The organism is Methylobacterium aquaticum (assembly GCF_001043915.1).
GTDB classification, from domain to species: Bacteria; Pseudomonadota; Alphaproteobacteria; order Rhizobiales; family Beijerinckiaceae; genus Methylobacterium; species Methylobacterium aquaticum.
This window is the reverse complement of record NZ_LABX01000309.1, coordinates 1-11,333: the sequence shown is the minus strand read 5'-3', so window position 1 is coordinate 11,333 and position 11,333 is coordinate 1. Positions and strand designations below refer to the sequence as shown.

The 11,333-nt window shown below is 70.8% G+C and carries 10 protein-coding genes; 4 read left to right on the top strand and 6 right to left on the bottom strand.

What is annotated here, in order from left to right:
• Nucleotides 1-2,725: efflux RND transporter permease subunit (locus VP06_RS30810; protein ID WP_048467636.1), on the top strand; the 2,725-nt coding region annotated here is incomplete at its 5' end.
• Nucleotides 2,726-2,762: 37 nt separating this feature from the next.
• On the opposite strand, the gene VP06_RS30805 is transcribed toward VP06_RS30810, so the two are convergent.
• Genes VP06_RS30805 through VP06_RS30780 form a run of 6 tightly spaced genes read right to left on the bottom strand, consistent with a single transcriptional unit; the run spans nt 2,763 to nt 8,216 of the window.
• Nucleotides 2,763-4,052: an LLM class flavin-dependent oxidoreductase gene (locus VP06_RS30805; protein WP_048467633.1), complete on the bottom strand. Its 1,290-nt coding sequence runs from the start codon at nt 4,050-4,052 to the stop codon at nt 2,763-2,765.
• Nucleotides 4,049-4,804, bottom strand: a complete 756-nt coding sequence (locus VP06_RS30800) for an ABC transporter permease (RefSeq protein ID WP_048467632.1) — start codon at nt 4,802-4,804, stop codon at nt 4,049-4,051. The genes VP06_RS30805 and VP06_RS30800 overlap by 4 nt, the downstream gene beginning before the upstream one ends.
• Complete coding sequence (locus VP06_RS30795; protein WP_053082106.1) at nt 4,801-5,595, bottom strand: ABC transporter permease; 795 nt, start codon at nt 5,593-5,595, stop codon at nt 4,801-4,803. Before VP06_RS30795 ends, VP06_RS30800 begins: the two co-directional genes overlap by 4 nt.
• Nucleotides 5,592-6,593, bottom strand: a complete 1,002-nt coding sequence (locus VP06_RS30790; protein ID WP_048467631.1) for an ABC transporter substrate-binding protein — start codon at nt 6,591-6,593, stop codon at nt 5,592-5,594. The genes VP06_RS30795 and VP06_RS30790 overlap by 4 nt, the downstream gene beginning before the upstream one ends.
• 16 nt (nt 6,594-6,609) lie before the next feature.
• Nucleotides 6,610-7,383 (bottom strand): class II aldolase/adducin family protein, encoded by a 774-nt coding sequence (locus VP06_RS30785; RefSeq protein WP_048467630.1) that lies wholly within the window; start codon nt 7,381-7,383, stop codon nt 6,610-6,612.
• Entirely contained in the window at nt 7,380-8,216 is an 837-nt protein-coding gene (locus tag VP06_RS30780) for an ABC transporter ATP-binding protein (RefSeq protein ID WP_048467629.1), read from the bottom strand. The genes VP06_RS30785 and VP06_RS30780 overlap by 4 nt, the downstream gene beginning before the upstream one ends.
• Nucleotides 8,217-8,449: 233 nt before the next feature.
• Between VP06_RS30780 and VP06_RS30775 the strand changes: the two genes are divergently transcribed.
• The 3 genes from VP06_RS30775 (at nt 8,450) to VP06_RS30765 (ending at nt 11,148) form a co-directional block, all read left to right on the top strand.
• A complete protein-coding gene (locus VP06_RS30775) occupies nt 8,450-9,169 on the top strand; it encodes a GntR family transcriptional regulator (protein ID WP_082167721.1) in 720 nt (239 codons plus the stop codon).
• A 61-nt stretch (nt 9,170-9,230) separates the two neighbouring features.
• A complete protein-coding gene (locus VP06_RS30770) occupies nt 9,231-10,010 on the top strand; it encodes an SDR family oxidoreductase (RefSeq protein ID WP_048467628.1) in 780 nt (259 codons plus the stop codon).
• A gap of 1 nt (nt 10,011) precedes the next feature.
• Nucleotides 10,012-11,148, top strand: coding sequence for a pyridoxal phosphate-dependent aminotransferase (locus tag VP06_RS30765; protein ID WP_048467627.1), 1,137 nt, complete (start codon nt 10,012-10,014; stop codon nt 11,146-11,148).
• Nucleotides 11,149-11,333: the final 185 nt, after the last annotated feature.

Here is an 11,333-nt window from a genome sequence, read left to right as displayed (position 1 = left end):
GCCCCCCCCCGCCATGACCGCCCTGACCTCCTCGACGAGCGCGATCCTGCTCGTCGGCCTCACCTCGGGCACGCGCTCGCTCATGGATCTGCGCACGGTGGCGGACTGGCGGGTGCGCCTGCGCCTCCTCGCGGCGCCGGGGGTCGGCGAGGTGCTGGTCTATGGCGGCGACATCCGGTCGATCCGCATCCAGGTGCGGCCCCAGGATCTCGTCCGCTTCCGCATCGGCCTCAACGACGTGCTCGTCGCCGGCCGCAAGGCGACCGGCCTGCGCGGCGCGGGCTTCATCGACACGGTCAACCAGCGCATCACCCTCCAGACCGAGGGGCAGGCGGTCACCCCGGCCGCGGTCGCCCGCACGGTGCTGATCAACGAGGGCGGCGCCAGCGTCGTTCTCGGCGACGTCGCCGACGTCGTGGCCGGCCCGGAGCCGGCGATCAGCGCCGCCCTGGTCGACGGGCAGCCCGGCCTCCTCATGATGATTGGCGCGCAGGTCGGCGCCAACACCGTCGCGGTCGCGGCCAGGGTCGAGGCGGCGCTCGCCGAGCTGCGACCCGGCCTCGCCCGGGACGGGATCACCCTGCGCACCGATCTGTTCCGCCCGGCCGAGTTCGTCGCGCAGGCCACCGGCCACGTGCTCCACGCCCTGGCGCTTGGCGGAATCCTCGTCGTCGTGGTCCTGGTGGTCTTCCTGTTCGACTGGCGCACGGCGCTGATCAGCGCGACGGCGATTCCGCTCTCGCTCATCGGCGCGGTCCTGGTGCTCGGCGCCTTCGGCCTCAGCCTGAACACCATGACGCTGGGTGGGCTCGCCATCGCCATCGGCGAGGTCGTCGACGATGCGGTGATCGGCGTGGAGAACGCGATGCGCCGCCTGCGGGAGAACCGGCGCCTCGCCGCGCCGCGGCCGGAGGCCCGGGTGGTGCTCGATGCCATCCTGGAGGTCCGCGTCTCGGTCGCCTACGCGACCTTCGCGGTGCTGCTGGTCTTCCTGCCGGTCCTGGCGCTGTCCGGCGTGCCGGGCCGCCTGTTCGGCCCCCTCGCCTTCGCCTACATCCTGGCGGTGCTGGCCTCCCTCGTCGTGGCGCTCACGGTCACGCCGGCGCTGGCGCGCCTGCTGCTCGCGGGGCGCAAGGCCCTGCCGGCCCGGGAGCCGCCGGTCACCCGGGCGGTGCGCGGGGTCTATGTCCGGCTCCTCGAGAGGCTGGTGCGGCATCCCGTCCTCGTGGGGGCGGCGGGCCTGGTGGTGGTCTTGGGCGGCGCCGTCCCGGTGCCGTCCTTCGGCGGCGCGTTTCTCCCCGATCTGAAGGAGGGCCACTTCATCCTGCACATGGCCACGGCCCCGGGCACGTCGCTCCAGGAGACCCTGCGGCTCGGCGGCCACGTCACGGCGGGCCTCAAGGCGATCCCCGGAGTGCGGGCCGTCGCCCAGCAGGTCGGCCGCGCGGAAGCCGGCTACGATCTCGGCGGCACGCATGAGAGCGAGATCCACATCGACCTCGCGCCCGGCCTCGACGGCGAGGCGCAGGAGCGGGCCGAGGCCGGGATCCGCGCGCTGATGGCGGGTACGCCCGGGGCGACCTTCTCGCTCAAGACCTTCCTCACGGAGCGCATCGAGGAGGTCGTGTCGGGCTTCACCGCCCCGGTGGTGGTCAGCGTGTACGGGGCGGATCTCGACCGGATCGAGGCGGCGGCCCGGGACGTGGCCCGGGAACTCGGCGAGATCCGGGGCGCGGTCGGCATCCAGCTCCGGTCGCCGGCCGGCCTGCCGCAAATCACCATCGCCCTGCGTCCCCACGACCTGCGCCACTGGGGCCTCGACGCGATCGAGGTGCTGGAGATCGCCCGCACCGCCTTCCAGGGCGACACGGTCGGCCAGTCCTACGAGGGCAACGCGGTGTTCAACGTCGTGGTCGTCCTCGACCCGGCGGCCCGCGCGCGGCCGTCAAGCCTCGGCGACCTGCCGCTGCGCACGCCGGGCGGCAGCATCATCCGCCTGGCGCAGGTCGCCGACATCTACGAGACCGTCGGGCGCGCCGCCATCGCCCATCACGGGGCGCAGCGGGTGCGGGTGGTGACGGCGAATGTCGAGGGCCGGGACATCGCCTCGTTCACGCAGGCGGTGGCCCGCAAGATCGCCCGGGAGGTGACGCTGCCGCCGGGCGTCTCCGTCGGCATCGGCGGCGCGGCGGAGGCGCAAGGGCAGGCCCGCCGCGACCTCGCGCTCTATGCCGGCCTCTCCGGGCTCGGCATCCTGCTCCTGCTGGCGGTCGTCACCGGGTCCGTCGCCAATCTGATGCTGATCCTCGTCAACATCCCCTTCGCGGTCGTCGGCGGCGTGCTGGCCGTCGCCGCGACCGGCGGCCTCGTCTCCCTCGGCGTCGTCGTCGGCTTCGTGACGCTGTTCGGCATCTCGCTGCGCAACACCATCATGATGATCGCCCATTACGAGCACCTCGTGCTCGTCGAGGGGCGGCCCTGGACCGCCGCCACGGCGATCGAGGGCGCCGCCGACCGGCTGGTGCCGATCCTGATGACCTCGCTGGTCACCGGCCTCGGCCTGCTGCCCCTGGCGCTCGGCGCCGGCGAGCCCGGCCGGGAGATCGAGGGGCCGATGGCGATCGTGATCCTGGGCGGATTGGCGAGTTCGACGCTCCTGAACCTCTCGGTCCTGCCGGTGCTGGCCCGGCGTTTCGCGCGGTTTCGCGGGTCCCTTTCCGCGTGACGGCTGGCGTCGGCGATCGGCCACGATCCCGGCGCGCTCAGCGCGACGGACGGGCAAGGCCGAGCCGGTCGCGCAGGGTCGTGCCCGTGTAGTCGCGGCGAAACAGCCCTCGCTCCTGGAGCCGCGGCACGACGAGATCGACGAAGTTCGTGAAGCCGTCGTGGAAATAGGGCGGCATGACGTTGAAGCCGTCCGCGGCGCCGGTCTCGAACCAGTGCTGGAGCGTGTCGGCGACGGTCTCGGCCGAGCCGCACAGCACCCAGTGCCCGCGGGCCGCGGCGGTGAGGTTGTAGAGGTCGCGCAGGGTCATGCCGTCGCGGCGGGCCTTCGACAGCATCACCCGGGCAAAGCTGTGGTAGCTGTCCGGCAGGGTGATGTCCGGCACCGGGCCGTCGAGGTCGTAAGCCGACATGTCCTGGCCGAGCCGGTCGGAGAGCAGCGCCAGGGCGTTCTCGTTGCCGACGAAGCCCTGGAGCATCGCCAGCGTGTCGAACGCCTCCCGCTCGGTGCGGCCGACCACCGGCATCACGCCGGGAAGGACGGTGACCTCCTCGGGGCGCCGGCCATGGGCGGCGAGCCGGCCTTTCAGGCTCGCATAGGCGGCACGGGCCTCGTCGAGATCCTGGACCACCGAGAAGACGACGTCGGCGGTGCGGGCGGCGAGGTCCTGGCCCGCCTCCGAGCCGCCGGCCTGGAGCACCACCGGCCGTCCCTGCGGGCTGCGGCCGATATTGAGCGGGCCCTTCACGGTGAAGAACGGGCCGTCATGGTCGAGGGCGCGCAAGCGCGCCGGATCGATGTAGAGGCCGCTCTCCCGGTCGGCGACCACGGCGTCGTCGGCCCAGCCGTCCCACAGGCCCGCCACCACGTCGAGGAACTCGCCCGCCCGCTCGTAGCGCCGTGCATGGTCCGGGTGGACCGTGCCGAAATTGGCGGCGGTGGCCGGGCTCGCGGTGGTGACGGCGTTCCAGGCGGCGCGGCCGCCGCTGATGTGATCGAGGGAGGCGAAGGCGCGAGCGACCGTGAAGGGGTCGCTGTAGGTGGTCGAGACCGTGGCGCCGAGGCCGATATGGCGGGTGAGCGGCGCGAGCGCGGCGAGCAGCGTCAGGGGTTCGAGGCGCAGGGTGTAGGACGGGTGCGCGGCCGGATCGGCATAGAGGTTGTCGCCGATGAAGATCAGGTCGAAGCAGCCGCGTTCGGCGGTGCGGGCGATCTCTCGAATCGCGGCAAAGTCCTGGAAGCTGTCGACGGCGCCGGGCATGCGCCAGCCGGCGACATGGCTGCCGGTGCCGAGGAGGAACAGGCCGAGATGCATCTGCCGGGTCATGACGCTTTCCAGAACAGCAGCCGGCGCTCGGCGAGGCCGACGAGGCCGAAGAAGAGAAGGCTGGCCGCGGAGGCGACGACGATCGCCGACCAGACCTGCACGAAGTCGATCTGGAGCACCGCCTGGTAGATCACCCAGCCGAGGCCGCCATAGGCGCCGAGCATCTCGGTGACGATCGCCACGATGATGCTGCGCACCGTCGAGACCCGAAGCCCGGCGAGGATCAGCGGCAGGGCCGTCGGCAGGCGCAGGCGCCAGAGCAGGGCGAGGCGCCCGGCGCCGAAGCTGCGCATCAGGTCGATGCTGCGGCGGTCGACCCGGTCGAGGCCGGCGAGCGTCGAGAGAAAAAGGGTGAAGCTGACGGCGAGCGCCACCATCACCACCTTCGAGGCGAGGCCGATGCCGCACCAGAGCAGGATCAGCGGCGAATAGGCCACCACCGGCACCGAGTTCACCGCCGTCACCGCCGTGACGACGAAGCCGCGGATCTGCGGCAGGAGCGTCAGCGCGACCGCGAGCCCGATGCCGGCGAGCGCCCCGAGGACGTAGCCGAGGAGCGCCTCCGCCAGGGTGTAGGCAGCGGCCTCGCCGAGCATCGTGCGCTTCGACCACACGCCGAGAAGCACGTCGCTCATCGCCGGCAGGATATAGGCCGGCAGAGACAAGCCGCGGGCGATGCCCTCCCACAGCCCGATCAGCAGCAGCGCGCCGAGGATGCCGCGCTGTACGGCACGGGATGTCTGCGCGGTCATTGCTCGGCCCCCCAGAAGACGAGGCGGCGCTCGACGAACGCCACTGCCGCGTAGAAGCCGGTGCCGAGGAACGCCGAGACGAGCAAAGCGGCCCAGATCGCCACCACGTTCTCGGTGTACATCGCTTGCAGCAGGAGCACGCCGAGGCCGGTCGTGTCGCCGAACCACTCGCCGACGATGGCCCCGACGAGGCTGAGCGAGGCGGCGAGCCGCAACGCCACGAAGGTCTGCGGCAGGGCGCTCGGCAGTTGCAGGCGCAGCAGGATCTGGCGCGGCGAGGCGCCGAAGCTGCGCATCAGGGCGATCTGGCGCGGATCGACCGCTTCGAGGCCGATCAAGGCGTTCACGGTGACCGGGAAGAAGGTGAGATAGAAGGCGATGACCGCCTTCGCCATCAGGGTGTTGCCGAACCACAGCACCACCAGCGCCCCGAAGGCGATGACCGGAATGGTCTGCGACACCACGAAGAGCGGGAAGACCATCTCGCGCAAGGTGCGCAGCCGCAGGAACGCGACGGCGACGGCGACCCCGAAGGCGCCGCCGGCGACGAACCCGATCAGGGTCTCGGTGAGCGTGCGCAGGAAGCCCGACGCATAGGCGCCCGGCGTCGCCAGGATTGCCGCGAGCACCGCCGAGAGCCGCGGCAGGTAGAACGGCCGGATGCCCAGCAGGAGCACCAGACCCTCCCAGGCGAACGCCACGGCCAGCAGCGTGGCGAGCCGCACGCCGATCCGGCGGGCGAAGCCGGCGGCGCGGGGGCCAGCCGGCGCGGCGGCCGCCACGAGGCTCACAGCTGGCGATCCGCGCTCGACAGGGCGTCGAGGGGGCGGGAATCGAAGGCGCTCGTCAGGTCGACGGGCTTCCCGATGACCTTGGCCTGGAGCAGCAGGTCGTGGACCTTGGCGAGCGCCGCCGGGTCGATCGCGAACAGCCCCTTCTCCTTGGCGGGGCCGGCCGTCATCAGGCGCTTCACTTCCGCCAGCATGAACTCCTGGTGCGCCCGGTCGAGGGTCGGGGCGATGGCCATCACGGTGTCGACGGCGCCCTTCGGATCGGCGAAGGCGTCGCGCCAGCCGCGGATCGAGGCGCGCAGGAAGCCCTTCACCAGATCGGGCTTCTCCTTGAGCGTCGTTTGCGACACGATCAGGGTGTCGCGCGGGAAGGTGACGCCGTAATCCTCGGCGACGAACGTGCGCAACTGATCTTTCCCCATCCGGCTCTGGATGGCGTAGAGTTCGTTGTAGTAGGTCGCCGTCGCGACATCGACGGCCCCGTCGACGAAGGGCGTGACGCTGACCTGCTGCGGCTGGATCTTCACCTCGTCGGGCTTGATGCCTTCCTTGGCCAGGATGGCGTTGAGGACGTGGTTGGCCCCGGTGAACCAGGTTGTGACGGTGCGCCCCTTGAAATCATGGAGCGTCTTCACCGGGCCGTCCTTGCGGGTGACGAAGACGAACGGGGTGACCTGGTGCGAGACGCCGATGCAGACCACCGGCAGGCCCTTGTCGCGGGCGGCGAGCAGGCTGTCGCTGCCGCCCGACAGGCCGAACGTGTCGGCGCCGGTGGCGACCAGGTTCTCGGCGAGCAGGTTCGGCCCGCCCGGATTGATCGTCAGGTCGATGCCTTCCGCCTGGTAGTAGCCCTTCTGCGCCGCGACGTAGAAGCCGGCGAACTGCGCCTGCGGCAGCCATTTCAGGCGCAAGCTCGCCTTCACCGGCTCGGCGGCGGCGGCAGGGCCGGCGAGCATCACGGCGGCGAGGGCGGCAAGGAGGTGACGGCGCTTGAGCATCGGGGACCTTTCGCGATCAGTGGCGGTAGGACGGGTCGGTGCGGTCGAGCCGGCGCATCAGCGCGGGCCATTCGCGCTCGCCGGGGATCAGGATGTCGCCTTGCAGGTCCCAGAACTGGCGCGCGGCGCGCTCGCAGACCGCGTGCGGCGGGATCACCAGGGCAGCGCCGGAGGCGGCCGCCGCCTGCATGGCGAGCTGGATGCGCGCGGCGCGCTCGAAGTAGTAGAGCAGCATGAACGCCTCGCCGGGCGTGCGGCCGACGGTCAGGATGCCGTGGTTGCGCATCAGCATGACCTTGTGGGGCCCGAGATCGCGCACCAGGCGCGCCTGCTCGTCGAGGTCGATCGCCACGCCCTCGTAATCGTGAAACGCCTGCCGGTCGTAGAAGCGCATCGCGAACTGGCTCAGCGGCAGCAATCCCTTCTCCTGGCCCGAGACGGCGACGCTGGCATCCGAGTGGGTGTGCAGCACGCAGGCGGCGTCGTGGCTCGTCTTGTGGATCGCCGCATGGATCACGAAGGCGGCGAGGTTCACCGTGTGGGCTGTGTCGTCGAGGATGCGCCCGTCGACGTCGATCCTGACGAGGCTCGACGCGGTGATCTCGTCGAAGAGGAGCCCGTAGGGGTTGATCAGGAACTGGTCGTCGCGCCCGGGAACGCGGGCCGAGATGTGGTTGTAGATCAGGTCGTCCATGCCGAGCTGCGCCACCAGCCGGTAGCAGGCGGCGAGCGCCACGCGGGCCTCCCATTCGGCGGGGTCGCAGCGGCGGGCCATGTCCTCGGCGCTCATCGGGTCCTCTCCTCGGCGGTCTGGAACGACTTCAGGCTCTCCTCCTCGATCGCCTCGAGGAGCGTGCGCTTGAGCCGGATGAAGTCGGGGGCGGTGACGAGGTCGGGCCGGCGCGGGCGCGGCAGGTCGATGCGCTGCTCCAGCTTCACCGCGCCCGGCCGGGCGGTCATCACCAGCACCCGGTCGCCGAGGAAGATCGCCTCGTCGACGTCGTGGGTGATGAACAGGATCGTGCGGCGGTGGCGCTGCCAGACGTCGAGGAGCCAGCGCTGCATCAGCGTGCGGGTCAGCGCGTCGAGGGCACCGAACGGCTCGTCGAGCAGCATCAGGTCGCGCTCGAACAGGAAGGTCCGCATGAGCGCCACGCGCTGGCGCATGCCGCCGGAGAGCTGGTGCGGGTACTGCGCCTCGAAGCCGGCCAGCCCGAATTCGGGCAGCATCCTCAGCGCCTCGGCCCGCGCCGCCTTGCGCGGCCGGCCCTCGATCTCGAGCGCCAGGGTCGCGTTGTCGATCACATTGCGCCAGGGCAGCAGCAGGTCGCGCTGGGGCATGAACGACACCCGGCCGAGCAGCTCGGCGGCGTGGCAGCTTTTGCCTTCGAAGCGCAGCGCCCCGCCGGGATCGGGCTCCTCCAGCCCGGCCACGATGTTGAACAGGGTGCTCTTGCCGCAGCCGCTCGGGCCGACGACGGTGACGAACTCGCCCCGTCCGACCCGGGCCGAGAGGCCGGACAGGGCCTTGACCGGCCCGAAGGTCTTGGCGACGCCCCTGAGCTCGATCAGCGGCTCGGGCTCCGGCACCGCCGTGGGAGCGTCGTCCTGGTCTCGCACCATCGCCCGCAAGAGACGTCCTTTCGGGTTCTTGTATAACGAGGGCCGCCTCTGGCATGCCTGAGCGCCGGCCGCGATAGGCGGATCTCTGCAACGGATGTGCCAGACGCCGGCAAGATGGTCCGGATGCGACGGCACTGACCTTGCCTCCGACCTCGGCGGTGCGGCCCGATGGCGTCGGCGAGACGCAGCCGGGCAGAGGGGCAGCATGATGTATACAATAATGAGTTTCAGAGATGCATAAGACGGCGGCAGGCGCACAAAACGGCGTCATCCGGATTGAAGAGGGTCGTCCCGCCCCCTCCCCGCCTCCCGGCCTGACCCTGGCGGAAGGGCTGCGCCAGCAGCTCGAAGCCGCGATCGCCGCCGGGCATCTCGAACCCGGCAGCCGCCTCGACGAGCAGGAGATCGCGCTGCGTTACGGTGTGTCGCGCACCCCGGTGCGCGAGGCGTTCCGGCTGCTCGCGGCGAGTCAGCTCGTTGAATTGCGGGGCCGCCAGGGCGCGGTGGTGCGCAGCATCGGCCCGCACGTCCTGCTCGAGATGTTCCAGGTGATGGCCGAGCTGGAGGGTTTGTGCGCAAGGCTCGCCGCCCGGCGCGTCCCGCCGACCTGGGGGGCGACGATCGAGCCGATCCACCAGCGGCTCGTCGCCCTCGTCGACGGGGGCGACGCCGACGCCTTCTACGACGTCAACCAGGAGTTCCACGAGGCGATCTACGAGGCCGCCCGCAACGGCTTCCTGGCCGACCAGACCCGGCGCCTGCGCAACCAGGTCGCCGCCTATCGCCGCCGGGTCACCCGGATGCCGAACCGGATGAGCGACACGATCCGCGAGCACGAGGCGATCCTGCGGGCGATCCTCGCCCACGACCCGGAGGCCGCGCACCGGGCGATGCGCGATCACGTCGCGCTGCTCGGCGACAACCTGCTCGACTTCCTGGCGGCGTTCGAGTGAGCCGTGGCGTGGTATGCAACTTGCTGCATGATGCATACCTGTCCGTTGCCAGGAGTGCCCCGTGCAGCTCGACCTCACCGACAAGACCGCCCTCATCACCGGCGCCTCGAAGGGCATCGGCCTCGCCATCGCCCGCACCTTCGCGGCCGAGGGCTGCCACCTGCATCTCGCCGCCCGCAACGGCGCGGCGATGGAGGAGGCGAAGCACGCGCTGGAAGACGAGTACGGGGTGCGCGTCACCGTCCACGCCCTCGACCTGTCGAGCACGGCGGCGATGGAGACACTCGCCGCGGCGGCCGGCGAGATCGACATCCTGGTCAACAATGCCGGCGACATTCCGGCCGGCTCGATCGAGATCCTGGAGGAGGCCGACTGGCGCCGGGGCTTCGATCTCAAGGTGTTCGGCTACATCACCCTGTCGCGCCTCTACTATCCGCGCCTGAAGGGCCGCGGCGGCGTGATCGTCAACGTCATCGGCAATTCGGGCGAGAACTGGGATGCGAGCTACATCGCGGGCTCGACCGGCAACGCCGCGCTGATGTCCTTCACCAAGGCCCTCGGCGGGCGCAGCCTCGATCACGGCGTGCGGGTGGTCGCGGTCAATCCCGGCCCGGTCGCCACCGACCGCATGCTCAAGATCATGAAGCGCAAGGCGATCGACATGCTGGGCGACGAGGCGCGCTGGCAGGAACTCTTCGACAAGTATCCGGGCAAGCGCCCCGCCACCTCGGAGGAGGTCGCCGATCTCTGCGCCTTCCTGGCCTCGCCGCGGGCCGGCTACATCACCGGCACGGTCGTCACCATCGATGGTGGCATCGCCTCGCGCGGGTCGGTGATCTGAGATGGCCTCCCCTGCCCTCACCCGCAACCGCTACTTCGACGCGCTCTCGGCGACGCCGGACCTGATCTGGCTCGGCCAGAACACCAACCATATCGAGGCCCACCCGACCGTTCGCGCCGCGATGATCCGGGCGATTGAGGACGGCGCCTTCAACGCCTATGCCCCGCCGCTCGGCTTCGAATCGCTACGGGCCGCGATCGCCGCCGATCTCGGCACGCCGGATGCCGAGGCGCTGGTGACCGAGGGCGGCGTCAATGCCCTGGCGATGGTGTGCCGCGCCCGCTGCCGGCCTGGCACCACCTTCGTCACCACCGACCCGACCTGGAAATGGCCCTGCCTGTTCGCCGCGCAGGCCGGTGCCACGGTGATCGAGATCCCGATCTACGATCCCGCCTGCCAGTATCGGCTCACCCCGGAGGCCCTGCGCGCCCATGTGGATGAGCGCACCGCGATCATCTACCTCGTCGATCCCAACAATCCCCTCGGCATCCGCTATACGAAGGCCGAGATCGAGGCGTTCGCGGCCATCGCGCGGGCATGCGGCGCGCTCCTCGTCCACGACTGCACCTATCGCGACTTCGCCGAGGACCATCACCCGGCGCTCCTTGCCGACCCGGAGAACACGGTCGTCTCGCTGAGCTTCTCGAAGTGGCTCGGACTGGCGGGGCTGCGGATCGGGGCGCTGGTCGCCTCCCCGGCCCTGTTCGAGGAGATGGCCGCGCGCACCACCAGCGTGCTCGGCGCCAGCGTGATCGCGCAGCGCGCCGCCGAGGCCGGGCTCGCGGTCAAGCCCGACTGGATGGCGAAAGTCCGCCGGATCGACCGGGCCAACAAGGCGATGATCGGAGACGCCGCGGCCCGGGTCGCGGGGCTGGCGCTGCCGGTCTTCCCCTCGCACGGCAACTTCCTGGTGCTGGAGACGGTCGGCGCCGGCATCCGGCCCGAGGCTTTGGTCGAGTGCTACCGCCGCCGCGGGATCATGATCCGCCAGGGCACCTACCACACCGCCCGCTTCGGCGACCGCTTCGTCAAGGTCTCGACCTCGGTGCCGACGCCGTGGGTGGAGCGCTTCTGCGACCTGCTGCCGGCCCTGGCCGAGGAGGCCCGCACGCTCAACGACCTGCCGCCGCAATTCTGAGGCGCCGTTCGCTGGGCCGCGACAGTCAAAGCGGCGGATCCCCTCTGCCGAGTGGGGCGCCTGCTCACAGGTCACATCGTCCGCTGGGACGATGTGACATCAGTATCGTACCAACGGATCAAGATGCTGACGCATCGATTCGATCTCGGGCAGGCCCGGGATCGACGGGGCCGTTGATCCATCTC